Annotated in this window: 15 protein-coding genes, 1 tRNA gene and 1 pseudogene; 7 read left to right on the top strand and 10 right to left on the bottom strand. The window is 68.2% G+C overall.

The features are described from left to right. Positions 1 to 328 precede the first annotated feature (328 nt). The 3 genes from gatB to E3D03_RS13790 all read right to left on the bottom strand — a co-directional run bounded on the left by gatB (position 329) and on the right by E3D03_RS13790 (position 6939). Positions 329 to 1843, bottom strand: coding sequence for an Asp-tRNA(Asn)/Glu-tRNA(Gln) amidotransferase subunit GatB (gene gatB / locus E3D03_RS13800; protein ID WP_263567406.1), 1515 nt, complete (start codon positions 1841 to 1843; stop codon positions 329 to 331). 258 nt (positions 1844 to 2101) lie between these two features. Then, positions 2102 to 4012: a monovalent cation:proton antiporter-2 (CPA2) family protein gene (locus E3D03_RS13795; RefSeq protein ID WP_263567405.1), complete on the bottom strand. Its 1911-nt coding sequence runs from the start codon at positions 4010 to 4012 to the stop codon at positions 2102 to 2104. Continuing rightward, positions 4012 to 6939: a hypothetical protein gene (locus E3D03_RS13790; RefSeq protein WP_263567404.1), complete on the bottom strand. Its 2928-nt coding sequence runs from the start codon at positions 6937 to 6939 to the stop codon at positions 4012 to 4014. Before E3D03_RS13790 ends, E3D03_RS13795 begins: the two co-directional genes overlap by 1 nt. Positions 6940 to 6996: 57 nt before the next feature. On the opposite strand from E3D03_RS13790, the pseudogene E3D03_RS21325 reads away from it, so the two are divergent. Next, positions 6997 to 7839 (top strand): annotated as a pseudogene (locus E3D03_RS21325) (SIMPL domain-containing protein); the annotation flags it as partial. Between the two features lie 204 nt (positions 7840 to 8043). On the opposite strand, the gene E3D03_RS13780 reads toward E3D03_RS21325, so the two are convergent. From E3D03_RS13780 to metH, 3 genes are all read right to left on the bottom strand, one after another. Continuing rightward, positions 8044 to 9342 (bottom strand): O-acetylhomoserine aminocarboxypropyltransferase/cysteine synthase family protein, encoded by a 1299-nt coding sequence (locus E3D03_RS13780; protein ID WP_263567403.1) that lies wholly within the window; start codon positions 9340 to 9342, stop codon positions 8044 to 8046. A 175-nt stretch (positions 9343 to 9517) separates the two neighbouring features. Then, positions 9518 to 9604, bottom strand: a tRNA-Leu gene (locus E3D03_RS13775). Positions 9605 to 9696: 92 nt separating this feature from the next. Beyond that, the gene (metH, locus tag E3D03_RS13770) at positions 9697 to 13458 is read right to left on the bottom strand and encodes a methionine synthase (RefSeq protein WP_263567402.1); all 3762 of its coding nucleotides are present in this window, start codon (positions 13456 to 13458) and stop codon (positions 9697 to 9699) included. A gap of 196 nt (positions 13459 to 13654) precedes the next feature. On the opposite strand from metH, the gene lipB reads away from it, so the two are divergent. The 5 genes from lipB (at position 13655) to E3D03_RS13745 (ending at position 19920) form a co-directional block, all read left to right on the top strand. Continuing rightward, positions 13655 to 14311, top strand: coding sequence for a lipoyl(octanoyl) transferase LipB (gene lipB, locus E3D03_RS13765; protein WP_263567401.1), 657 nt, complete (start codon positions 13655 to 13657; stop codon positions 14309 to 14311). A 145-nt stretch (positions 14312 to 14456) separates the two neighbouring features. Beyond that, positions 14457 to 14969, top strand: coding sequence for a c-type cytochrome (locus E3D03_RS13760; RefSeq protein WP_263567400.1), 513 nt, complete (start codon positions 14457 to 14459; stop codon positions 14967 to 14969). A gap of 172 nt (positions 14970 to 15141) precedes the next feature. Further along, entirely contained in the window at positions 15142 to 16818 is a 1677-nt protein-coding gene (gene ctaD / locus E3D03_RS13755) for a cytochrome c oxidase subunit I (protein ID WP_263567399.1), read from the top strand. Positions 16819 to 16821: 3 nt separating this feature from the next. After that, positions 16822 to 17313, top strand: coding sequence for a DUF2244 domain-containing protein (locus E3D03_RS13750; protein WP_263567398.1), 492 nt, complete (start codon positions 16822 to 16824; stop codon positions 17311 to 17313). A 216-nt stretch (positions 17314 to 17529) separates the two neighbouring features. Further along, positions 17530 to 19920: a calcium-binding protein gene (locus E3D03_RS13745; protein ID WP_263567397.1), complete on the top strand. Its 2391-nt coding sequence runs from the start codon at positions 17530 to 17532 to the stop codon at positions 19918 to 19920. Positions 19921 to 19993: 73 nt separating this feature from the next. Here E3D03_RS13745 and E3D03_RS13740 read toward each other — a convergent pair whose 3' ends face one another. Next, positions 19994 to 22489, bottom strand: coding sequence for an FAD-dependent oxidoreductase (locus E3D03_RS13740; protein WP_263567396.1), 2496 nt, complete (start codon positions 22487 to 22489; stop codon positions 19994 to 19996). Positions 22490 to 22649: 160 nt separating this feature from the next. Further along, the gene (locus E3D03_RS13735; protein ID WP_263567395.1) at positions 22650 to 23660 is read right to left on the bottom strand and encodes a 2-hydroxyacid dehydrogenase; all 1011 of its coding nucleotides are present in this window, start codon (positions 23658 to 23660) and stop codon (positions 22650 to 22652) included. A 91-nt stretch (positions 23661 to 23751) separates the two neighbouring features. On the opposite strand from E3D03_RS13735, the gene E3D03_RS13730 reads away from it, so the two are divergent. Then, positions 23752 to 24357 carry an SH3 domain-containing protein gene (locus tag E3D03_RS13730; protein ID WP_411969825.1) on the top strand — a complete coding sequence of 202 codons (606 nt, stop codon included), beginning with the start codon at positions 23752 to 23754 and terminating at the stop codon, positions 24355 to 24357. Here E3D03_RS13730 and E3D03_RS13725 read toward each other — a convergent pair. Both E3D03_RS13725 and E3D03_RS13720 read right to left on the bottom strand, forming a co-directional pair. After that, positions 24354 to 25151, bottom strand: a complete 798-nt coding sequence (locus E3D03_RS13725; protein ID WP_263567393.1) for a class I SAM-dependent methyltransferase — start codon at positions 25149 to 25151, stop codon at positions 24354 to 24356. The genes E3D03_RS13730 and E3D03_RS13725 overlap by 4 nt on opposite strands. 197 nt (positions 25152 to 25348) lie before the next feature. Further along, the gene (locus tag E3D03_RS13720) at positions 25349 to 25774 is read right to left on the bottom strand and encodes a hypothetical protein (RefSeq protein ID WP_062563672.1); all 426 of its coding nucleotides are present in this window, start codon (positions 25772 to 25774) and stop codon (positions 25349 to 25351) included. Positions 25775 to 25776: the final 2 nt, after the last annotated feature.

The raw sequence follows: 25776 nt of genomic DNA, 5'->3' as shown, positions 1-25776 counted from the left end.
CCAGTGGAATCCCGTTTTGTCAACATGACCTAGGCATCAACCAGAGCCAAGATTGCACGCCGTTCGGCAGCCTGCTGGCCCGATCATCGTCGGTGATCACGATTCGACAGGCTTTGATCCGGCGCCCGAACATACCATCGCGGACAAGCTGAATTCTGCTTCAACAAGGGCTGGCTATGAGACCACCAGCCGAACTGCGCATGCTGCGGCGCTGCCCCAACGACCAACATGGTTAAATCAGCAACGACGGAGCGGCGAGAGCCGCGCCCAAGTCTGACCCACGAAGGACACAGCCCCGGAGACCAGATCCCGCGCCCCAGCCGTCCGCCTATTGGCCCAGCTTCCGCGCCACCAGTTCCTGCACCGCGGCCGGGTTGGCCTTGCCGCCGGTGGCCTTCAGCACCTGCCCCACGAACCAGCCGGCGAGCTTCGGATTGGCCTTGGCCTTCTCCACCTGCGCCGGATTGGCGGCGATGATCTCGTCCACGGCCGCCTCGATGGCGCCAAGGTCGGTGACCTGCTTCATCCCGCGCGCTTCCACGATCTCGGCCGGGTCGCCGCCTTCGGTCCACAGGATCTCGAACAGATCCTTGGCGATCTTGCCCGAGATCGCGCCCGAGCCGATCAGGTCGATCACCCCGCCCAACTGCGCGGCGGAAACCGGCGAGGTTTCCACCGTCAGCCCCTCCTTGTTCAGCCGGCCGAACAACTCGTTGATGACCCAGTTCGCGGCCATCTTGCCGTCGCGGCCCCGGGCCACGGCCTCGAAGTAATCGGCATTCTCGACCTCGGCGGTCAGCACGCCGGCGTCATATTCGGAAAGCCCCAGATCGGCCACGAAACGAGCCTTCTTCTGGTCCGGCAACTCGGGCATCGAGGCGGCGATGCCGTCCACCCAGGCCTGCTCGATCTCCAGCGGCAGCAGGTCGGGATCGGGGAAATAGCGGTAGTCGTGCGCCTCTTCCTTCGATCGCATCGAGCGCGTCTCGCCGCGGTCGGGATCGTAGAGCCGGGTTTCCTGCACCACCTTGCCGCCGTCCTCCAGGATGGCGATCTGGCGGCGCGCCTCGTAGTCGATGGCGGCCTGGATGAAACGCAGCGAGTTCATGTTCTTGATCTCGCAGCGTGTGCCGAGATGGCTGAAGTCCTGGGTCTCCTGGTAGCGCTCATAGGCGCCCGGCGGACAGACCGAGACGTTCACGTCGGCGCGCAGGTTGCCGTTCTGCATATTGCCATCGCAGGTGCCCAGATAGCGCATGATCTGGCGCAGCTTGGCGACATAGGCCGCCGCCTCCTCCGGCCCGCGGATGTCGGGGCGGCTGACGATTTCCATCAGCGCGACGCCGGTGCGGTTCAGGTCCACGAAACTCATGTTCGGGTCCATGTCATGGATCGACTTGCCGGCGTCCTGCTCCAGATGGATGCGCTCGATGCGGACGCGGCGGGCGACGCCGGGGCCCATGTCCACGATCACCTCGCCCTCGCCCACGATCGGGTGGTAGAGCTGGCTGATCTGGTAGCCCTGCGGCAGGTCGGGATAGAAATAGTTCTTGCGGTCGAAGGCCGAGCGCAGGTTGATCGCCGCCTTCAGCCCCAGCCCGGTCTTGACCGCCTGAGCAACGCAGAATTCGTTGATGACCGGCAGCATCCCCGGCATGGCGGCATCGACGAAGGCGACATGGCTGTTCGGCTCGGCCCCGAAGCCGGTCGAGGCGCCGGAAAACAGCTTGGCGTTCGAGGCGACCTGGGCGTGGACCTCCAGCCCGATGACCAGTTCCCAATCCTGCTTCGCGCCCTGGATGACTTTCGGTTCCGGCGCGGTATAGGTCAGATGGTCAAGCATGGCATTCCCCTTGGCAAGGCTGCCCGCCTTTTAGGGTCTCGGCGCCCGCCCGGCAAGGCCCCGGGCCGTGGCAGCGCCGCAGGAGTATTTGGAAAACAGTGAAGACAAGATCTCTTGCGCGCTTCTTTGCTCCTCAAATACCCAACCGCCGCGGCGCCACCAGAATGGACCGCGCCAGGCTCTCGCCAACCCTGCATTCACCGTTTTCCAAATACTCAAACCCGACCGAGCAACAACCGGAAAGCCCGGACATCGACCTCAGCGACCACCCGGACGACCGGGGCGGGTCAGCCCGTGCTCGGGCGCCTCGTCGCCTTCCGACCCGATGGGCGCGGCGCTTGGACCGTGCGAGAAGCGCTCGATCAGGGCGTTTTCCAGCTGCCGATTCAGGTCGCGGCTCAGCGCCATGTACTCGGGATTTTCCTCGACCGGGACGCCGGGCTTCCAGACCTCGGCCAGTTCGCGCAGATGGGCACGGTCCATGCGGTAGAAGATGCGCTCCAGCTCGGCCGCCTCATAGGGCGACAGGCCGACATGCTCCAGCGCATAGCGCCCGGCGCGCAGCGAGCTGTCGAAGGTCTCGCGCACGATATGGTCGGCCTTGGCGGCATAGAGCTGGAACACGTTCACCCGGTCGCGGGCGCGGGCGATCACCACGATGTCGGGGCGTTTCTCCTTGGCATAGCGCACCAGGCGCAGGTTTGCCTCGGGGTCGTCCAGCGCCGCGACCAGCACGCGCGCCTTGTCGAGCCCGGCCGCCGCCAGGATCTCGGGCCGGGTCGGGTCGCCGAAATAGCCCTTGAAGCCGAAGCGGCGCATCAGCTGGATGACCGCGAGGTCGTGGTCCAGCACCGTGGTCTTGAACCCCGACATGGTCACCAGCCGGTTCAGCACCTGGCCGAAGCGGCCGACGCCGGCGATGATGATCGGCTGCTGCTCCTCGATCTCGTCGGCGAGGTCGCTGGCGCGTTCCTCGGCGATGCGGCGCGAGATGAAGTCCGACAGGATGAAGAGAAGCGGCGTTGCCAGCATCGACAGCGCGATGACCAGCAGGATGCCCTGCGCGAGGGCACGCGGCAGGATCGCCAGCGAGACGGCATAGGAGATCAGCACGAAGCCGAATTCGCCGGCCTGCGCCAGCGACAGGGTGAACAGCGTGCGGTCGCGGCCGCGCAGCCCGGTCAGCCGGGCGATCAGGTGCAGGACGACCGCCTTGATCGCGATCAGCGCGACCGTTACGCCCAGCACGGTCCCCGGCTGCTGGAACAGGATGCCGAAGTCCATGCCGGCGCCGACGGTGATGAAGAACAGCCCCAGCAGCAGCCCCTTGAAGGGCGCGATCTGGCCCTCGAGCTCGTGGCGGAACTCGGACCCGGCCAGCATGACCCCGGCCAGGAAGGTGCCAAGCGCGGGCGACAGGCCGACGAATTCCATCAGCGAGGCGATGCCCACCACGATCAGCAGCGCGAGCGCGGTGTCGAGCTCGTTCAGCCGCGCCGAATAGACATAGCGGAACATCGGCCGGATCAGGTATTGCCCGATCAGGATCACCGCCGCCACCGCGCCCAGCGTGACCAGCGCCGCCGCCCAGCCGGGCAGCGAATGCATGAAGGCCTCGCCGATATGCTCCTCGGACGTGGGCAGCGGCGCCCGCGTCGCCAGCAGCGGCATCAGCGCCAGCATCGGGATCACGGCGATGTCCTGGGTCAAGAGCACGGCGAAGGCGCTGCGCCCGCCCGGGGTCTGCATCAGCGATTTTTCCGACAGGGTCTGCAAGACGATGGCGGTCGAGCTCAGTGACAGGATCATGCCCAGCGTCACCGCGACATGCCAGTCCTGGTTCAGCGCCATCGCCAGCAGCGCCAGCAGCGCCACGGTGCCCAGGATCTGCATCCCGGCCAGGCCCAGGAGCTTCTTGCGCATCTGCCACAGCGCCTCGGGCTCCAGCTCCAGCCCGATCAGGAACAGCATCATCACCACGCCGAATTCGGCGAAATGCTGCAGGTCGGCCATGGCCCCGGCGGAACCCGCGAGGCCCAGCACCGGCCCGATCACGATGCCCGAGACCAGATAGCCCAGCACCGAGCCCAGGCCCAGCCGCGCCGACAGCGGCACGGCGATCACCATCGTCAGCAGGTAGACGGTGGCGATCAGCAGGAAGGATTCCATCAGCGCCCGTCCAGCATCCGCAGTTCGTGGGTGCGGCCCGACTTCACATAGGTCAGCCGCCCGTTGCCGATCGAATTGATGGTGCCACCGTCGATGCGGTCGCCCAGCCGCACCGTCACCACCTTGCCGCTGCGCAGCCGGATCAGCGCCCGGCTGGCCTGGCCGGCGCCGATGATGCCGATGATGGTGGTGCGGCCGGTGTCCATGCCGCGCGCCTGGGTCGCGGCCTTGGCCACGCCGGCCGAGGACACGCCTTTCGACAGGGCGGTGGCGGCGATCTCGGGCTCGTTGTCGATTTCCGGCGGCTTGTAATCCTGCTTGCGGGCGCGGGCGGCGCGTTCCTCGGCCTCGGCCTGGGCGCGGGCGCGGGCTTCGGCCTGGGCGCGGGCCTGGGCCTCGGCGGCGGCATCGGCCTGGGCGCGGGCGCGGATGCGCGCCTCGGCCTGGGCCTGCAATTGTTCGTCGAGCGCACGGCGGGCGGCGATCTCGGCATCGCTGGGGCCCGCAGCCGGCGCCGCCGCTGCCGGGGCCGCCGCGGCCGGTTCGGGGCCGGGCGCCGGGTCGGCGGCGGGCTCGGCCGCAGCGCCGCGCCGGGGCGGCAAGGGCGACGAGGCGAGCGCCGAAAGCTGCACCGCACCGGGCGTCGCCGGGGCAGCGGCGGCGGCCGACAGCGCCGCGTCGATGGCTCCGGCCGAGGGCGTGGCGCCGCCTTTGCCGGGACGCGGCTGCGGGCGGGACGAGCCACGCAAAAGCCCGCCCGAATCCCGGGCGGGCGTCGCGGCTTCCGCGCTGCGGCCGGGCTTGTCCGGTGGTGGCGTCGTGGCGGCGCGCAGCGCGGCATCGACGGCCGAGGCGCTGACCGCATCGCTGGCGGTGGCGGCCTTGCCGGGCTTGCGCAACGGCCGGGCCTGGGCCAGCCGCGCGCCCTCGGCCGCAGGCACCATCCGGGCCTCGACCAGGCCGTGCCGGCCCAGGTCGCGGATCAGATCGTGCAACTGCCGGTCATCGGCCGGGGTCAGCGGCTCGTCCTCGATCAGGGCGGGGGCCGCGCCCTCGGGGCGCAGCGGCGGCCGGGACGAGCCGCGCAGCGTCGCATCCTGGGCGACCCGGCCGGCGGGCGCCGCAGCCGGGCTGGCGGCCGGCGCCGCGGCCGGGGCGACGGTGCGGCGGGCGCGCTCCGGCGGACGGGTGGCGCGGATCGGCTGCGCCGCCTTCTGGCTTGCCGCATAGGGCAAGGGATCGGCCGGCAGGCGCGGCGCGCTGTCGGCCCGCGGTGCGCTGGTCTGCGGCGTGCTGCGCCGGGGCGCCAGCTGCGGCCGCGCCGAACTGCTGAGGCGTCCCGCTGCCGGCGCCGGGGTGGTCGGCCGTGCGGCCGAGGGCGTGGTCCGGGCCACCTGCTGCGGCGCGGCAGCGGGACGGGTGGCGGCGACGCTGGCTGCCGGAGCGGCCGCGGCGACGGCGGGCGCTTGCAGCGGGACCGCGGCCGTCGCGGCCGGCGCATCCGGGGCCGCAGGCGCAGCGGCATGGGTCGAGGGCGGCACCACGGCGGCGGCGACCGCGGCGGCGGCGACGATGACGCGCCGGCGCTCCTCCTCGGTCAGGGCCGAGATCGGCGCGGCGGGCGCGGCCAGCTGCGGCGCGGGCTGCGCCGGCGCCGGCTGGTCGATTGCCGCGGTTTGCGCGCCAGCCCCGGGCGCCAGCGCAGCGGCGGGCGTGGTCGGCGCAACGCTCTGCGGCGCGGCTTCGGTGGCGGGCGACACCGCGGCGGCTTGCGGCGCCGGATCGGCCGGCCGCTCGATCGCAGGGGTGGATTCGGCCAGGCTGTCGCCACCGTCGCGCGGCACCACGAAGGCCCAGATCAGGATCAGCCCGGCGACCAGCGCCGCCAGCATGCCGACGAGGCCGACCAGCCCGCCCGGGCGGCGGCCGGGCGGCGGCGCGGCCACGGTCTCGCGCGTCTTGCGGGCGCCGGCGGCGCGTTCATGGATGGCCCGGGCGCGCGGGTTCAGGGCCGCGGCACCCTCGGCGGCGGTCGGCGCGTGGCGCACCACGGCGACTGCGGCCTCGGCGGTCTCGGCCTCGGCTGCGCCGGCCGGCGGGGCGGGCGCATCATCGGCAGGCGCGGACGCCTTCGCTTCCGGCTCGGGTGCCTCGGGGTCCGGCACATCGGCCGTGGCGGCATCGGCCTCGGGCGCATCGGCTTCCGCGGGCGTCGCGTCGGCGGCCGGTGCCGGGGCCGGCGGCGCTTCGGCGGCGGGCATCTGCGTATCGGGCTCCGCCGTCGGCCCGGGTTCGGCGGGGGTTTCCGCCGCGGCCTCCGTCACGTCGCCGCCCAGGTCCAGATCCGAGGGCGCGCTGTCCTCGGCGAATTGCAGCCCGGCCGAGGTCACGCCGGCCTGGGCCGGATCGACCGCGGGTCGGGCGCGGGCCGGCGGATCCAGCACGAAGACCGGCTCGCCCGGATAGGCGGCCTCGGACGGGGCGGCGCAGAAGCCCTGGCCGTCGAAGCCGTATTGCGCGGCGAAGTCGCGCGCCTCGCGCAGGGTCTGGCGCGCCACGGCGGCGACGCGCACGCTGTCGCCGTCGCCCTCCCAGTCGAAGGCCAGGTCGTCGATGGCATAGGGGGTCAGCCCGTCCAGTGCCCGGCCCACCGACCGCTCGCGGTCGGCGCCGGGGGCGACGGTCAGGGTGGTGTAAAGGATCTGGTCGTCGGGAATGACCAGCGTCACCGGCAGCGGAGCCGCGTCCCCGGCCATGGCGCGCAGCGCGGTCAATTCCTCGCGAAACCCGGCCGAGTCGAACTCGACCGAGCCGAGATGGCGCCAGGCGGCCGGCACCTGCCCCTCGGCCGCGGTCTCGCGGCGCTGCAGATGCACGGCATCCTCGCTGAAGGAAAGGGCGTATTCGGTAACGGAATCAAGCGACATGAATAGGCTTTGCTCTGCGGTCCCGGGCGCCTGCGCGCGTTCTTGTGATCTTTTTGAATGGACTACCGCAGAACGCGATCCGTGAAAAGCGGAACACCGGATTGTGAGGCATCCAAACCGCGATTTCCGGTGTTATGGGGCGGGAACGACAATCGCGCGGCCAGAACCCTTCCCCAAGGCCGCGCCAAGGAGACAGAGATCATGGCCCCATTCCGCCCCCTGCTGACCGCGGCGACGTTGATCGTCATCGGCGCCGGCCCGTTGCTGGCCCAGGCCGCCGCCCCCGACGCCCCGCCGCCGCCCCCGCCGCAGATCGGACAGCACGCCATGAAACACCCCGGCAAGCATCACGGCCCCATGGCCAAGCTGACCGTGACCGGCGAGGGCCAGTCCGCGGCCCAGCCCGACATGGCGACGATCTCGCTGGGGGTCAGCTCGCGCGCCGACACCGCCGCCGAGGCCATGGCGCAGAACGCCGAACAGCAAGGCAAGGTCATCGAGGCGCTGAAGGCCGAGGGGATGGAGGCCCGCGACATCCAGACCTCGGGGCTGAACCTGTCGCCGGTCATCGACTATCAGGACGGCCAGCCGCCCAAGCTGACCGGCTACGCTGCGCAGAACATGGTGACGCTGCGCGTGCGCGACATCGCGGCGCTTGGCGGGGTGTTGGACAAGCTGGTCGCCTCGGGCGCCAATGAGATCAGCGGCATCAGCTTCTCGCGCGAGGACATGACAGAGGCGCTGGACCAGGCCCGCGCCGCCGCCATCGCCGATGCACGCCACCGTGCCGAGGTCATGGCCGAGGCGGCCGGGATGAAGCTCGGGCCGCTGATCTCGCTCTCCGAGGCCCAGGCCGGCGGCGGGCCGCGCCCGATGATGATGGCGGCTGCGGCCAAGCAGGCCGACACGCCGATCGAGGCGGGCGAGCTGACGGTGACGGCCCATGTGACCGCCGTCTTCGCCATGCATGAGGGCGCGCGGCACCGGACTCGGCCCCTGCCCCCGATGTCCCTGCCCCCGACGCGCCCGAAGGCGAGGCGCCGGCGAACTGAGCGCCACGAATGCAGCAGAACGGGCGGCGGGCCATTCCGCCGCCCGTTTCGTTCAGGCCGTCGCCGCCGCCAGCGCCTGGTCGAGATCGGCGATGATGTCCTGCGCGTCCTCGATGCCGATCGACAGCCGCACCACGTCCGGCCCGGCCCCGGCCGCGATCTTCTGCGCGTCGCTGAGCTGGCTGTGCGTGGTCGAGGCGGAATGGATCACCAGCGAACGCGCATCGCCCAGGTTCGCGACATGGCTGAAGAGCTTCAGGCTGTCGACCAGCTTCACCGCCGCGTCGTAGCCGCCCTTGATCGAGAAGGTGAAAAGCGCCCCCGCCCCCTTGGGATAGACCCGGCGCGCCGTCGCGTTCCAGGGCGAGGACGCGAGCCCCGCATAGGTGACCGAGGTGACGCGCGGGTCCTTCTCCAGCCATTCCGCGACCTTTTGCGCGTTCTCGACATGGCGCTGCATGCGCAGGCCCAGGGTCTCGACCCCCATCAGCGTGTAATGCGCGGCCTGCGGGTTCATGGTCATGCCCAGGTCGCGGAGCCCGATGGCGATGCCGTGGAAGGTGAAGGCGAGGCTGCCGAAGGTCTCGTGGAACTTCAGCCCGTGATAGGCCGGCTCGGGCTGCGACAGGCTGGGGAACTTGTCCGAGGCCGACCAGTCGAACTTGCCGCCGTCCACGATCACGCCGCCGGTCACGGTGCCATTGCCGGTGATGTATTTCGTCAGGCTGTGCACGACCAGCGTGGCGCCCAGCTCCAGCGGCTTGCAAAGCCAGGGCGTCGCCAGCGTGTTGTCGACGATCAACGGGACGCCGAGCTCGTCCGCCACCTTGGCCACCGCCGGAATGTCGGTGACATAGCCGCCCGGGTTGCTGATCGATTCGCAGAAGATGGCGCGGGTATCCTCGTCCGCCGCCGCCCGCAACGCCTCGAGATCGTCGAGGTCGACGAATTTGCACGACCAGCCGAAGCGCTTGATGGTCTGGCTGAACTGGGTGATGGTGCCGCCATAAAGCCGGGTCGAGGCGATGATGTTCCGGCCCGGCCCCATCAGCGGGAACAGCGCCATGATCTGCGCCGCATGGCCCGAGGAACAGCAGACCGCGCCCGCGCCGCCCTCCAGCGCCGCGATGCGGGTCTGCAGCGCGGCGACGGTCGGATTGGTCAGGCGGGAATAGATATAGCCGACCTCCTGCAGGCCGAAGAGCCGCGCGGCATGGCCGGCGTCCTGGAACACATAGGCGGTGGTCTGATAGATCGGCACCTGGCGCGAGCCGGTCGCCGGGTCGGGCGCGCTGCCGGCATGGACGGCGCTGGTGTCGAAGCCCCAATCGGGGGACATGCTGTCGGACATGGAAACTCTCCCTAGCTGCGGGCCAGAGACTAGGCGGGTTTCGCGGCGGAAATCCATCGAAATCCGGGGGATGGCGCCGGGAAAGACGCGGCATGGCGCCGCGCAGCCGTCCAGGAGAACGCGCTTTCTCCGCCGGGGCGAGAAAGAGCATGGCATCGCTTCAGGGAAGGGATGTTGGTGCGGTCGAGAAGACTCGAACTTCCACTCCGGTTAAGGAACAGCGACCTCAACGCTGCGCGTCTACCAATTCCGCCACGACCGCACTGCCGCAGGCCCGCGCGTTCTAGACGGTTGCGCGGCGGATGAAAAGAGAGATTTTCACCCGCCGCGCCAATTCCACCATGGCTCGGTTTTTCACTCCGCCGCCACGGCGCCTTGCGGCGTATAGTTCAGGATCGGCGCCAGCCAGCGCTCGGCCTCGCGCAGCGACATGCCCTTGCGATGGGCATAGTCCAGGACCTGGTCGTGCTCGACCTTGGCGACGCCGAAATAATAGGCCTCGGGATGGCCGATATAGAGGCCCGAGACCGACGAGCCGGGCCACATCGCCATGGACTCGGTCAGTTCGACCCCGGTCGCCGCCGTCGCATCCAGCAGCCGGAACAGCGTGGTCTTTTCGGTGTGGTCGGGCTGGGCGGGATAGCCGGGCGCCGGGCGGATGCCCTTGTAGGGCTCGGCCGCCAGTTCCTCGGGGCTGAAGTCTTCCTCGGCATAGCCCCAGTATTGCTTGCGCACCCGCTCGTGCATCATCTCGGCCAGCGCCTCGGCGAAGCGGTCGGCCAGCGCCTGCACGAGGATCGCCGAGAAATCGTCATGCGCCGCCTTGAAGCGTTCGGCGATCTGCTGCTCCTCGCCGCCCGCCGTGACCACGAAGCCGCCGACATAGTCGCGATGGCCCTCGGGGGCGACGAAATCGGCCAGGGCCACGTTCGGGCGGCCGTCGCGCTTGCTGACCTGCTGGCGCAGGGTGTGCAGCGTCGCCAGCTCATGCGCGCGGTCGTCGGCGGTGAACAGGCGGATGTCGTCGCCCATGCGATTCGCCGGCCAGAAGCCGATGACGGCGCGCGGCTTGAACCAGGATTCGTCGATGATGCGCGTCAGCATCGCCTGCGCATCGGCGAAGAGCTGGCGCGCCACCTCGCCCTGCTTTTCGTCCTGAAGGATGCGCGGATAGACCCCCTTCAGCTCCCAGGTCTGGAAGAACGGCGTCCAGTCGATATAGCGCGCGATCTCGGCCAGGTCGAAATCGTCGATGACGCGCGCACCCAGGAATTCGGGCGCCTTGGCCTGATAGCCGGTCCAGTCGATGCGCACGGCATTGTCGCGGGCCGAGGCCAGCGGCAGCCGCTTCTTGTCCGCCTCGGCGCGGGCATGACGGTTCGCCACGTCCAGGTATTCGGCGCGAACCGTGTCGACATAGGCCGATTTCTGGCCCGAGAGCAGGCTGCCCACCACGCCCACGGCGCGGCTGGCGTCGGTGACATAGACCGCCTGCCCCTTGGCATAGCGCGGGTGGATCTTCACGGCGGTATGCACGCGGCTTGTCGTCGCGCCACCGATCAGCAGCGGAATGTCGAAACCCTCGCGCTCCATTTCCGCGGCGACATGCGCCATCTCGTCCAGCGAGGGGGTGATCAGGCCGGACAGGCCGATGATATCCACCTTCTCGGCCTTGGCGGTTTCCAGGATCTTGGTCGCCGGGACCATCACGCCCAGGTCGATGATCTCGTAATTGTTGCAGGCCAGCACGACGCCGACGATGTTCTTGCCGATGTCATGCACGTCGCCCTTGACCGTCGCCATCAGGATCTTGCCGGCGCTGGAGGCGCCGCCACCGCCGCCCGCCGCGGCCTTCTCGGCCTCCATATAGGGCAGCAGATGCGCCACCGCCTGCTTCATCACCCGCGCCGATTTCACCACCTGCGGCAGGAACATCTTGCCCGAGCCGAACAGATCGCCGACCACGTTCATCCCGGCCATCAGCGGGCCCTCGATCACATGCAGCGGCCGCGCGGCGGCAAGGCGGGCCTCCTCGGTGTCCTCGTCGATATATTCGGTGATGCCGTTGACCAGCGCATGTTCCAGCCGCTTGTCCACCGGCCAGGTCCGCCAGGTCAGGTCCTTTTCGCGGGCCTTCGCGCCGCCCTCGCCGCGGAAACGCTCGGCGATCTCCAGCATGTTCTCGGTCGCCGTGCCGCCGGCCTTGGGCTTGCGGTTCAGCACCACATCCTCGCAGGCCTCGCGCAGGCTGGGCTCGATCTGGTCATAGACGGCCAGCTGGCCGGCGTTGACGATGCCCATGTCCATGCCGGTCTGGATCGCGTGATACAGGAACACCGCATGCATCGCCTCGCGCACCGGCTCGTTGCCGCGGAAGCTGAAGCTCAGGTTCGACACCCCGCCCGAGACATGCACATGCGGCAGCTGCTGCATGATCCGCCGCGTCGCGCCGATGAAGTCCAACCCGTAGTTGTCGTGCTCCTCGATCCCGGTGGCGATGGCGAAGATGTTCGGGTCGAAGATGATGTCCTCGGCCGGGAAGCCGACGCGGTTGACCAGGATGTCATAGGCCCGGGCGCAGATCTCGACCTTGCGGTTCTCGGTGTCGGCCTGGCCCTTCTCGTCGAAGGCCATGACCACCACCGCGGCACCGTAGCGGCGGCACAGGTCGGCATGGTGCAGGAAGGCCTCCTCGCCCTCCTTCAGCGAGATCGAGTTCACGATGGCCTTGCCCTGCACGCATTTCAGCCCGGCCTCGATCACCTCCCATTTCGAGCTGTCGATCATCACCGGCACGCGGGCGATGTCGGGCTCGGCCGCGATCAGGTTCAGATAGTCGATCATCGCCTGCTTCGAATCGATCAAGCCTTCGTCCATGTTGACGTCGATGATCTGGGCACCGTTCTCGACCTGGTCGCGGGCCACGTCCAGCGCGGCGGCGTAATCGCCATTGGTGATCAGCTTGCGGAACTTGGCCGAGCCGGTGACGTTCGTGCGCTCGCCCACGTTGACGAAGGGAATGTCGTCGGTCTTGACGAAGGGCTCCAGCCCCGACAGGCGCAGGCGCGGCTCGATCTCGGGGATCGCGCGCGGCGGCAGGCCCTCGACGGCGCGGGCGATGGCGGCGATATGCTCGGGCGTCGAGCCGCAGCAGCCGCCGACCACGTTCACCAGCCCCTCGCGGGCGAATTCGGCGACCTGCGCGGCCATCTCCTCGGGCGATTCGTCGTATTGGCCCATCTCGTTCGGCAGGCCGGCATTGGGATAGGCGCAGATCAGCGTATCCGCGACCGAGGACAGCTCGGCCAGGTGCGGGCGCATGGCGGCGGCCCCCAGCGCGCAGTTCAGCCCGATGGTGGCGGGTCGGGCGTGGCTGACCGAATACCAGAAGGCGGTCGGCGTCTGCCCCGACAGCGTGCGCCCCGACAGGTCGGTGATGGTGCCCGAGATCATCACCGGCAGCCGCAGCCCCACGTCGGAAAAGACCTCCTCGCAGGCAAAGATCGCCGCCTTGGCGTTCAGCGTGTCGAAGATGGTCTCGATCAGGATCAGGTCGGCACCGCCATCGACCAGGCCGCGGATCTGCTGGGCATAGGCCACGCGCAGATCGTCAAAAGTCACGGCACGATAGCCGGGGTTGTTCACGTCCGGGCTGATCGAGGCCGTCCGGTTGGTCGGCCCCACCGCGCCCGCCACCCAGCGCAGCCGCCCGTCCTCGGCCGTGGCGCGGTCCAGCGCCCGGCGCGCGATGCGCGCGCCGTGGAAGTTCAGGTCATAGACCGCCGCCTCCATGCCGTAATCCGCCTGGGCGATGGTGGTCGAGGAAAAGGTGTTGGTCTCGACGATATCGGCGCCCGCCTTGGCATAGCGGTAATGGATCTCCTCGATCGCCGCGGGCTGGGTCAGGATCAGCAGGTCGTTGTTGCCCTGCTGCGGATGCTCGCCCGGCACCGGCGGATGGCAGCCGCAGTTGCAGCCGCCGCCATGGCCGCGGAAATCGTCCTCCTTCAGGCCCAGCTGCTGGATCTGCGTGCCCATGGCCCCGTCGAGGATCAGGATACGCTGGCGCGCGGCCTCGCGCAGGGCTTCGAAGACGGGGGACTTGGGCAGGGTCATGGCGGCATCCGGGCTTGGGTTGGGTGGCAACCTATACAGGCACACAGGCATTTAGTGAAATTCAACATCCGCACAATGATCTTGAAGCAGGCTCATGTTTCTTTGCTCGGCAAATACCCCGGGGGCGTGGGGGCAGCGCCCCCACCGCCGACGGCGCCCCCTTGCGACAGCCCGTCCGCAGGAATATCTGCCGGCCATGACCGAATGGATCACCGCCCCCGGACTGACCGACTATCCGCAAGCCGTCGCCTTCATGGAGGCGCGCGCCGCCGCGATCCACGAAGGCCGCGCCGACGAGCTGATCTGGCTGGTCGAGCATCCGCCGCTCTATACCGCCGGCACCTCGGCCAAAGCCGAAGACCTGCTCAGCGCCCGCTTCCCGGTGCACGAGACCGGCCGCGGCGGGCAATATACCTATCACGGTCCCGGCCAGCGCGTGGTCTATGTCATGCTGGACCTGAACCGGCGTGGCCGCGACGTGCGCGCCTTCGTCAAGGCGCTCGAATCCTGGGTCATCGACGCCCTGGCCGAGTTCAACCTGAAGGGCGAGATCCGCGACGGCCGCGTCGGCGTCTGGATCGCCCGGCCCGACAAGGCGCCCCTGCCCGACGGCAGCATGCGCGAGGACAAGATCGCCGCCATCGGCGTCAAGCTGCGCCGCTGGGTCAGCTTCCACGGCATCTCGATCAATGTCGAGCCCGACCTCGGCCATTACGCCGGCATCGTGCCCTGCGGCATCCAGGGCCATGGCGTGACCAGCCTGGTCGATCTCGGCCTGCCGGTCGGGATGGGCGACCTCGACCTGGCGCTGCGGGCCGGATTCGCACGGCATTTCCCGCCGCTGGCCGGCTGATTTTCACCCGCACGGAAAAGCAGTCTCAAAACTTTCTGCGACTTTTTGACGGTGTTGCACCCCAGCCCGGCATGTTACCCCTGTACTTCGGAGGAGGACGAGGGTCCTCTCGTCGACTCAAGGAAAAGAACCCAGAGGATTCGCGATGAAGACCAGCATCTACGCCACTCTCGCCGCCACGTTTCTCGCCCTGCCCGCCATGGCCCAGGACGCCGGAGACCCGGCCAAGGGCGAGAAGGAATTCAAGAAGTGCAAGGCCTGCCACATGATCCAGTCGCCGGACGGCTCGGATGTGGTCAAGGGCGGCAAGACCGGGCCGAACCTCTACGGCGTGGTCGGGCGCAAGGCCGGTACCGAGGAAGGCTTCAAATATTCCGACGCGCTGATCAAGCTGGGCGAGGCCGGCGAGGTCTGGACCCCCGAGGATCTGGAGCATTACATCACCGACCCGAACAAATACGTCGCGGAAAAGGTCGGCGACAAGTCGCTGAAAACCAAGATGACCTTCAAGCTGACCAAGAACCAGGCCGACGTGGTGGCCTTCCTGGCGCAGCACTCGCCCGAGGCGGGCGCCGCCCCCGCGGCCGGCGACGCGCCCGCGGCCGATGCTCCCGCCGAGGCCCCTGCAGAGACTCCCGCCGCGCCGGCGTCGAACTGAGCCGATCCTGTCGCCAAGCGGCAACATTCGCGCCCCCGGCACGCCGAAAGCGTCCGGGGGCGTGTCATTTGAGACCTGTGGCGGATTGCCTCAGCCCATCATCCTGTTCTAGAACCGATAGCGAGTCCGCTGGCCCCCGAGGCCGGCCAGCCGCATCTGAGGGAGTCCACGCATGGCAGACGCAGCCGTTCACGGCCACGGTGACCATCATGACACCCGCGGGTTCTTCACCCGCTGGTTCATGTCAACCAACCACAAGGATATCGGTATCCTTTACCTGTTCACGGCCGGCGTCGTCGGCCTGATTTCGGTCTGCTTCACCGTCTACATGCGCATGGAGCTGCAGCATCCCGGCGTGCAGCTCATGTGCCTGGAAGGCGCGCGGCTGATCGCCGATGCCTCGGCGGAATGCACTCCGAACGGGCATCTCTGGAACGTCATGATCACCTATCACGGCGTGCTGATGATGTTCTTCGTCGTGATCCCGGCGCTGTTCGGCGGGTTCGGCAACTATTTCATGCCGCTGCACATCGGCGCCCCGGACATGGCCTTCCCGCGGCTGAACAACCTCAGCTACTGGATGTATGTCTGCGGCGTGGCGCTGGGCATCGCCTCGCTGCTGGCTCCCGGCGGTTCGGACCAGCCCGGCTCGGGCGTGGGCTGGGTGCTGTATCCGCCGCTCTCGACCACCGAAGGCGGCTATTCGATGGACCTGGCGATCTTTGCCGTCCACGTCTCGGGCGCCTCGTCGATCCTGGGCGCGATCAACATCATCACCACCTTCCTGAACATGCGCGCCCCCGGCATGACGCTGTTCAAGGTGCCGCTGTTTGCCTGGTCGGTCTTCATCACCGCCTGGCTGATCCTGCTGTCGCTGCCGGTGCTGGCCGGCGCGATCACCATGCTGCTGATGGACCGCAACTTCGGCACGCATTTCTTCGACCCGGCCGGCGGCGGCGATCCGGTGCTCTATCAGCACATCCTGTGGTTCTTCGGCCACCCCGAGGTCTATATCATCATCCTGCCCGGCTTCGGCATCATCAGCCACGTGATCTCGACCTTCGCGCGGAAGCCCATCTTCGGCTACCTGCCGATGGTCCTGGCCATGGCCGCGATCGGCATCCTGGGCTTCGTGGTCTGGGCGCACCACATGTACACGGCCGGCATGTCGCTGACCCAGCAGGCCTATTTCATGCTGGCGACCATGACCATCGCCGTGCCCACGGGCATCAAGGTGTTCTCGTGGATCGCGACCATGTGGGGCGGCTCGATCGAGTTCAAGACGCCGATGCTCTGGGCCTTCGGCTTCCTGTTCCTGTTCACCGTCGGCGGCGTGACCGGCGTGGTGCTGTCGCAGGCGCCGCTCGACCGGGTCTATCACGACACCTATTACGTCGTGGCGCATTTCCACTACGTGATGAGCCTGGGCGCCGTCTTCGGCATCTTCGCCGGGGTCTATTACTGGATCGGCAAGATGTCCGGCCGGCAATACCCGGAATGGGCCGGCAAGCTGCATTTCTGGATGATGTTCCTCGGCTCGAACATGATCTTCTTCCCGCAGCACTTCCTGGGCCGCCAGGGCATGCCGCGGCGCTACATCGACTACCCGGTCGAGTTCGCCTATTGGAACAACATCTCGTCGATCGGCGCCTATATCAGCTTCGCCTCCTTCCTGCTGTTCATCGGCATCGTGTTCTACACGCTCTTCGCCGGGCGCCGGGTGAACGTGCCGAACTACTGGAACGAGCACGCCGACACGCTGGAATGGACCCTGCCCTCGCCCCCGCCCGAGCACACGTTCGAGCAGTTGCCCAAGCGCGAGGACTGGGATCGCAGCCACGCGCATTGAGCGATGCCCTGGCAATGGCATGACGCGGCCCCGGAGCAATCCGGGGCCGTTTTCCGTCTGGAGATCCGCCCGCATCGCGCCCTGCCTCGGCGCGGCTTTGCCTGGGTGATCGGGCTGACGGCGGGCTTCCTGGCGCTGCCGCTGATCGCGGTGCTGGGCACGGCGGTGCTGTGGGGTCTGCTGCCCTTTGCCGCGCTGGCGGTCTGGGGGCTGTGGGCGGCGATCCGGCACAGCTATCGGGTGCCGCAGGAGGTGATGCACCTGTCGCACGACCGGCTCGAGCTGGTGCGCAGCGACCCGGGCCGCGCCGACCGCATCTGGCGGACCAACCCCTATTGGGTCCGGGTGGTGCTGCGGGCGAATGGCCCGGTCGAGGATTACCTGGTGCTGACCGACGGCCGGCGCGAAGTCGAGCTGGGCGCCTTCCTGGCCCCCGAGGAGCGGGTGGCGCTGCGGGACGATCTGACCCGGCGGCTGGGGGCGTTGCGGGGATAGAGGGCTGCGGACGCAGGGCGCGTAACGGTCTTGGCAATCTTCTGTTCAAAGAACGCCTGTGACCGGCGTACACCGAGCGTACACTGCGGATGCACCGGCGGTGCGCCTTGAAATCGCGAGCACGGCGTTCGGAAACCTGTCCAAATCGCCAGCTACTGCGGCAATCCGGGACAGGGTAAGGCACATGGATCACGTATTGTTTACCATTGGTTGATCATGCCCGACACCGGCCCTTCGCGACTGCTTTCTCTGACCACGCCCACCACGCTTGATCTGGACCAGGACACCGTTTCCGCGCTGTTCGCGGCGACGGTCGAGGATCCAGACGGCATCCGCCAAGTCACGGTTTACTACGACCGGCCGCTGGCTACGACTCAAGGCGCTTATGAGTTTCAGATCATCCACGGCTATGGCAGCGACTGGTCGGACGGCACGCACAGCTACACAACCGGCGTGCTGCCGCATAATATCTCCGGGCCACTGAACATCGCGCGGGTTCAGATCACCGACAATCTGGGCAACCAGACCGATGTGACGAATGCGGAACTGCGTGCGCTTGGCATCGACACCTCGATCAACATCACCAGCACCAGCGCCGATACCACCCCGCCGGTTCTCACATCGCTTGATCTGCCGGATGTGATTGACTTGAGGGGGGAAAACGTCGCGGCGGATTTCGCGGCAAGCGGGATAGACACAACAGAAATCGAAAGTGTATCCCTCTGGTTCGATCGTGATATTTCCTATTCTTTTGGTAGCGGCTCTTTCAACGACTGGGACCTGCTTATTATCTCTGGTGATAGCGACGACTGGTTGGACGGAAGCTCTACACAAACGCGCAGCATTGGTGGCAGCACCTTTTCCGGGCCGGTGGACCTGGAGAGGATTTGGATCACCGACATCTACGGCAACCGACGCATCTATACGAATGACGATCTGCGCGCGCTGGGTTTCGACACCTCGTTCGAAGTCATCGGCACCGCCGCCCCCACGCCGACAACCTATGTGGCCGACCTGCCCGACTCGATCACCATCCGCGAAGGCCAAAGCGTCGATGTGGCGCTGAACTTCAGCGGCATGACCAATCATTATGTCAATTATAGCTACCACGTCTCGACCAGCGGTGGCACTGCGGATTTCAGCGACATCGGCGCCTCGTCAGGCAGCGGCTGGATCAGTATTTCCTCGACCTCGCCCTACAACACCAGCCGCGGCATGTCGGTCTATGCACTGCGCGACGGTGAACAGGATCCCGGCGAGGTCGCCTACCTTGTCGTAGAACTGACAGGACAGATGACCTTTGTCGATGGCGGCACCACCCAGATCGTCGAGATCCGCATCGCCGATGACAACTGGTCCATCGGCGACGACCGGGCCAACGTGCTGCGCGGCACCAGCGCGGCCGAGGATCTGGTCGGCGGTGCCGGAAACGACAGCTATTACGTCACGGCCGGCGACCGGGTGGTCGAGACGGCGAATGCCGGAATTGACACGGTCTTCACCGATTTCTCGCGCGGGATCGAGGCTCATGTCGAGAACCTGACCCTGCTCGGCTCGGGCAATATCAACGGCACCGGCAATGCGGTGGCGAACCGGATCAGCGGCAATGCCGGCAACAATACGCTGCTTGGCGGTCTGGGCAACGATACGCTGCTGGGCGGCGCCGGCAACGACACGCTGAACGGCGGGGCGGGAGACGACCGGCTGGACGGTGGCGCGGGCGTGGACCTGGTCGCCTATGGCGGGGCCACGGGCGGCGTGCGGGTGAACCTGTCGCTGAACACGGCGCAGGTGATCGGCGGCGGCCAGGGCAGCGACACGCTGAGCTGGATCGAGAACGTCAACGGCTCGGGCTTCGCCGACGTGCTGACCGGCAATGGCGCCGCGAACCTGCTGTCCGGGGCCGCGGGCAATGACACGCTGATCGGCGGGGCCGGCACCGACACGCTGAGCGGCGGGCTCGGCACCGATACGGCGGGCTATGGCGCGGCCGGCGGCGGCGTGCGGGTGGACCTGGCGACGGCCGGCGCGCAGGCGATCGGCGGCGGCCAGGGCAGCGACCTGCTGCTGGGCATCGAGAACCTGGACGGCTCGGGCTTTGCCGACCGGCTCTGGGGCAATCTCGCGGCGAACCGGCTGAACGGCAGCGCCGGCAACGACCAGCTGGATGGCCGGGGCGGCAACGACAGCCTGCTGGGCGGCGCCGGGGCCGACAGCCTGCTGGGCGGCGCCGGCAATGACGTGCTGACCGGCGGCGCCGGCGCGGACCGGCTGAACGGCGGGCTGGGCGCCGACCAGTTCGTGTTCCTGGGCTTGGGCGAGTCGGGCGTGGCAGCGGCGGGGCGCGACCTGATCCAGGATTTCAGCCACGCCCAGGGCGACCGCATCGACCTGCGCGGCATCGACGCGCATGCCGGGCTTGCCGGCGACCAGGCCTTCCGGCTGATCGGCGAGCGTGCCTTTACCGGCGCGGCGGGCGAGCTGCGCTATGAGCGGGCCGGCAATGTGACCACGATCCTGGCCGATAGCAATGGCGACGGCCGGGCGGATTTCTCGGTGGCGCTGAACGGCAGCCACAGCTTGGCCGGGGCGGATTTCCTGCTGTAACCGACTGACCCAACAGCAAAAAGGCCCGGCAGCGCGCCGGGCCTTTCCTGCATCTAGCGGCTGGGGAGGAGGGTCAGCCGTCGACGCGGATCACCTTGTTTTCCGGGTCATAGGGGCTGTCCTCGGTCACCACCGCGTCCCAGAGCTGGCGCTGCATGCGGACCTTCAGCCGCGTGCCCGGCTTGGCCAGGTCGGGGCGGACATAGCCCATGCCGATGGACTTGCCGAAGGCCGCCGACCAGCCGCCCGAGGTCAGCCGGCCGATCTTGGTCGCGCCGTCCTCGGTAAAGAGCGCCTCGCGGCCCCAGGGGTCGGCATCGGCCGGGCCGTCGATCAAGAGCGTGCAGCAGAGCGAGCGCACGCCCTTGTCGAGCATGGCCTGCTTGCCGTTGAATTCCTTGCCCAAGTCGACAAAGCGGTCCAGCGCGGCTTCCAGCGGCGTCGCGTCGCGGCCCAGTTCGGTGCCGAAGGCGCGATAGGATTTCTCCTGCCGCAGCCAGTTCTGGGCCCGGGCGCCGACCAGCTTCATGCCGTGCTTCTCGCCCGCCACGACCAGCTGGTCCCAGAGATAGCGGCCGAATTCGATCGGGTGATGCAGTTCCCAGCCCAGCTCGCCGGTATAGGCGACGCGGATGGCGCGCACCGGGCACATGCCAAGCTCGATATTGCGCATCGTCAGCCACGGGAAACGCTTGTTGCCGAGCACGGTTTCCGGGTTCGCGTCGCGCACCAGCTCGTTCAGGATGGCGCGCGACTTCGGCCCGGCGATGGCGAAGACGCCCCATTGCGTGGTCACGTCCTGAATGATGACCTGGCCGAATTCGCCCTCCATCTCTTCGGCGGTCTTGCGCAGGAAGTCGGCGTCGTAATCGGTCCAGGCACCGGCCGAGATCAGGTAATAGTCGTCCTCGGCCAGGCGCACGATGGTGTATTCGGTGCGGGTGGTGCCGGTCTCGGTCAGCGCATAGGTCAGGTTGATGCGGCCGACCTTGGGCAGCTTGTTGGTGGTGAACCAGTCCAGGAACGCCGTGGCGCCGGGGCCGTAAACCCGGTGCTTGGTGAAGGCCGAGGCGTCGATCAGGCCGGCAGTGTTGCGCACGGCCTCGGCCTCGGCCTTGGCATATTGCCACCAGCCGCCGCGACGGAAGCTGCGCGCGGCGTGGTCGTCGAAGCCGATGGGGGCATAGTAGTTCGGGCGCTCCCAGCCGTTCACCTGGCCCATCTGGGCGCCGGCCGCGACCTGGCGGTCATAGGCCGGGGCGGTGCGCAGCGGCCGGGCGGATTCGCGTTCCTCGTCCGGGTGGTGCAGGATGAAGACGTGCTCGTAGCATTCCTCGTTCTTCTGCACCGCGTATTCGGTGGTCATCCACTGGCCATAGCGGCGCGGGTCGAGGCTCGCCATGTCGATCTCGGCCTCGCCCTGGGTCATCATCTGCGCCAGGTAGTAGCCGACGCCGCCGGCGGCGGTGATGCCGAAGGAAAAGCCCTCGGCCAGCCACATGTTGCGCAGGCCGGGGGCCGGGCCGACCAGCGGGTTGCCGTCGGGGGTGTAGCAGATCGGGCCGTTGAAATCGTCCTTGAGACCCACGGTTTCCGAGCTGGGCAGCCGGTGGATCATCGACATGTATTCTTCCTCGATCCGTTCCAGGTCCAGCGGGAACAGGTCGGCGCGGAAGGTTTCCGGCACGTCGTATTTGAAGCGGGCGGGTGCGCCGGCCTCATAGGGGCCGAGGATCCAGCCGCCGCGTTCCTCGCGCACATACCATTTCGCGTCGGCGTCGCGCAGCACCGGATGCTCGGGGTTGCCGGCCTCGCGCCAGGCCAAGAGCGCCGGGTCGGGCTCGGTGACGATGAACTGGTGCTCGACCGGGATCGCCGGGATCTTGATGCCCAGAAGGCGCGCGGTGCGCTGCGCGTGGTTGCCGGTCGCGGTCACCACATGCTCGGCGCGGATCTCGAACTCTTCGCCCGAGCCGACCAGGTTGCCGCCCTTTTCGATCATCTTTTCACAGGTGACGATCCATTCGTCGCCGGTCCATTTGTAGCCGTTGACCTGGATCTTGCGCTCGATGCTGGCGCCGGCCATGCGCGCGGCGCGGGCCATGGCCTGGGTCACGTCGGCCGGGTTGATATAGCCGTCGGTCGGGTGGAACAGCGCGCCCTTCAGCCCGTCGATATTGACCAGCGGCCAGCGATCCTTGATCTGGGCCGGGGTCATGAATTCATGCTCGACGCCCACGGTCTCGGCGATCGAGGAATACAGCTCGTATTCGTCCATCCGGTCCTGGGTCTGCGCCATGCGCAGGTTGCCGCAGCGGGTGAAGCCGGCGTTCAGCCCGGTCTCGGCCTCGAGCCCGGCATAGAGCTTGACGGAATAGTCATGGATGTGGCTGGTCGCGTAGCCCATGTTGAACAGCGGCAGAAGGCCGGCCGCGTGCCAGGTCGAGCCGGCCGTCAGCTCGTCGCGCTCGACCAGCAGCGTGTCCCAGCCGGCGCGCGCCAGATGCAGGGCGATGCCGCAACCGACGGCGCCGCCGCCGACCACCAGGGCCTTCACATGGGTTTTCATGGCGAGCGACTCCTTTTTCGCGCGTGAGCTTTGCTGAGAAACATCTCTGCCACAGCCGGCGCGGAATCATGTCCACAGCGCGACATGTTCCCGGCAAAAAGCGACATGGCCGGCCTGGCCCGGACAAGGGCAAAACGCCCCGGAAACCGGGGCGCAGCATTCACAGCATCGAGGGCACCACCTGGTCCGGCGGCCGGTGGCCATCGGCGAAAGTCTTGATGTTGATCAGGACTTTCTCGCCCATCTCGATCCGGCCCTCGACGGTGGCCGAACCCATATGCGGCAGCAGCACCACATTGGGCAGTTCGCGCAGCCGCGGGTTGATCTCATGACCGTGCTCGAAAACGTCAAGGCCGGCGCCGGCGATCTCTCCGGTGCGCAGCATCCGGGTCAGGGCGTTCTCGTCGATGACCTCGCCGCGCGAGGTGTTGATGACCACGGCCGAGGGTTTCATCAGCTTCAGCCGCCGCGCGTTCAGCAGGTGAAAGGTCGAGGGCGTGTGCGGGGCGTTCACGCTGATGATGTCCATGCGCGCCAGCATCTGGTCCAGGCTTTCCCACCAGGTCGCCTGCAACTCGGCCTCGGTTTCCGGGCGCAGGCGGCGGCGGTTGTGGTAATGCACCTGCATGCCGAAGACATTGGCGCGCCGCGCCACGGCCTGGCCGATGCGGCCCATGCCCAGGATGCCCAGCCGGCGCCCGCCCAGCCGCCCGCCCAGATGCGAGGTCGGCGACCAGCCCTGCCAGCGCCCGGCCTGCATTTCGGCCATGCCCTCGGGCAGGCGGCGGGTCACGGCCAGGATCAGCGCCAGCGCCATGTCGGCGGTGTCCTCGGTCACCACGCCCGGGGTATTGCTGACCAGGATGCCGCGCTGGCGGGCGGAGTGCACGTCGATATGATCGACGCCGGCGCCGTAATTCGCGATCAGCTTCAGCTTCTCGCCGGCCTGGGCCAGCATGTTGGCGTCGATCAGGTCGGTCACCGTCGGCACCAGCACGTCCGAGACGCGCATGGCGGCGACCAGTTCCTCGCGGCTGAACTTGTGGTCGTCGGCGTTCAGCGACACGTCGAAAAGCTCGGACATGCGGGTCTCGACCACTTCGGGCAGGCGCCGGGTCACGGTAACTTTAAGGCGCGAGCGGGTCGGATCGGTCGCTTGAACGGCGGGCATGGTCGCTCCTCTCTTCCAAAGCCGGGCGGCTTTTGGCAAAGTGCCCGCGATGCGGGGCGCGCACAAGACCCCGAAGAAGCAGGACGAGCAGATGAAGCAAGGACAGGCCTGGCTCTATGCCGCGGCGATGGGGCTGGGGCTTGCGGGCGGCGGCAGCGCCGCGCTGGCGCAGGCAAGCGATCCCGGCGAGGCGCTGGACGCCAAGCCGGTGCCCGGCGTTTCCGCCGACGCGGCGATCAGCCGCAACCCGGACGGCCAGGCCGATCCGAACCGCGGGCCGGTCACCAACCTGCCGCTGCCGCGCTATGTCAGCCTGAAGGGCGGCGAGGGCAATGCCAGGCGCGGCCCCAGCCTGTCGCATCGCATCGACTGGGTGTTCCGCCACGCCGGCATGCCCTTGCGCGTGGTGGCCGAGTTCGGCCAGTGGCGCCGGGTCGAGGACCAGGAGGGCGCCGGCGGCTGGGTGCATTATTCGCTGCTATCGGGCGTGCGCACCGCCATCGTCACCAAGGACATGCTGGACCTGCTGGCCCGGCCCGAGCCGCGCGCCGATGTCGTCGCCCGCGCCGAGGCCGGCGCCATCGTGCGGCTGCATGAATGCAATCCCGACTGGTGCCGCGTTTCGGGCGCCGGGGAAAAGGGCTGGGTGCCCAAGACCGCGATCTGGGGCGTCGACGCGGCCGAGATCCGCGACTAGGGCGGCGGCGCCTCGGCCCCCGTCTCGCCGCCGGCCTTGCAGACCACGACATGCCCCAGGGACACCCGCATCCAGGCGATGCGCGAGCAGCGGGCGCCGCCGGTGCCCAGCGTCGGGTGGGTCATGTCTTCGGCCCCGCATTCGTCGATCAACTCCTTGACGAAGCCGACCATGCCGCGGTCGTGGCCGTGAAAGCGCCGCCGCACCAGGTTCCAGCGCAGCCAGCCGGTCGCCTTGCGCAGCGGATAAAGCGCGCGCACCACGCCGTTCTTGTGGGCGCGGTCCAGCAACCGTTCGTGCCAGGACAGCTCCGGCTCGGGCGGGCGGTAGTGCTTGCCGTCGGGATATTGCGGCCAATAGCCGGTGCCCCAATCCTCGATGAAATACAGCCCGCCCGGCTTCAGGTGATGCTCGAGCAGGTGCCAGAACGAGATCCGCGCCAGCTGCCCGACATGGGCGGCGTCGTCGATGATGACGTCGAAGCCCTGCGGCGCACGTTCGGCGGCGATGCGGTCCAGGAGCGCCCTGTCCTGCTGCTCGCCGACATAGCACCGCACCCGATCGCCGAAGCGCGCGTCGCAGGGGTTGATGTCCAGCCCGGTGATGCGGGCATTGGGCAGCCATTCCTGCCAGTATTTCAGGGAATCGCCGCGCGCCACGCCCAGTTCCAGCAGGTCCAGCGGCTCGTGCCGCCGCGGCCCCAGGAAGGTGGCGTAGTTCTGGAAGTAATGCGCAAGCCCCATCTTGTCGATCGGGATGTCGCTGATCGTCCTGACGGGATTGGCCGAAGTCATCGCTTCACTCTCCCCGAAACACCGGATGAGAAAAGCGTAAGGCCGGGGACGGGCCGGCGGCAAGCGCCTTGCCATGCGCAGGGCCGCTTTGGCGCCGCGATACCAGCGCGGCGTGTGGCGCGCGGGCCGGGCACGCCCTGCAATTGCAAAGGCCGCCCCCGGGGGACGGCCTTGAGGTGGTTGCGGGTCGGTCCGCGTCACATGGTCTGGCCAACCAGCGAGTCGGTGCTGGCGCTGGCCTTCATGCATTGGTGATAGGTCAGCGTGATCGAATCCTCGGTCATGCGCAGCGTGCCGTCGGGCCGGGTCTGCAGGTCCACGACGCGGTTGCCGGCAGCGGGCGAGCCTTCGCAGGCCAGCGTGACGCGGGTGCGGTTCACCTGCGGCTCGGAGCTCGCGACGGTGCAGGTCGAGGCCGGGAACATGAACTTGTTGCCGTCGATGACCAGGCGCTTGTCGCTGGCCGGATCGCCGCAGTTCGATTCCAGCAGGTTGTAGGTGCCGTTCAGCGCGCTGGATTGCGCCAGGGGGCCGGGGGTCGGCTCGGGTGCGGCCGGGGCGACCTGGTCGCAGGCGGCGATGCCAAGCGTGGCCACGGCGGCAAGGGCAAGCAGGGGTTTCATCA

Source organism: Paracoccus sp. DMF (assembly GCF_004407025.1).
GTDB lineage: Bacteria > Pseudomonadota > Alphaproteobacteria > Rhodobacterales > Rhodobacteraceae > Paracoccus > Paracoccus aminovorans_B.
Note: the sequence above shows the minus strand (reverse complement) of the source record. Positions and strands in the feature narration are given on the sequence as shown.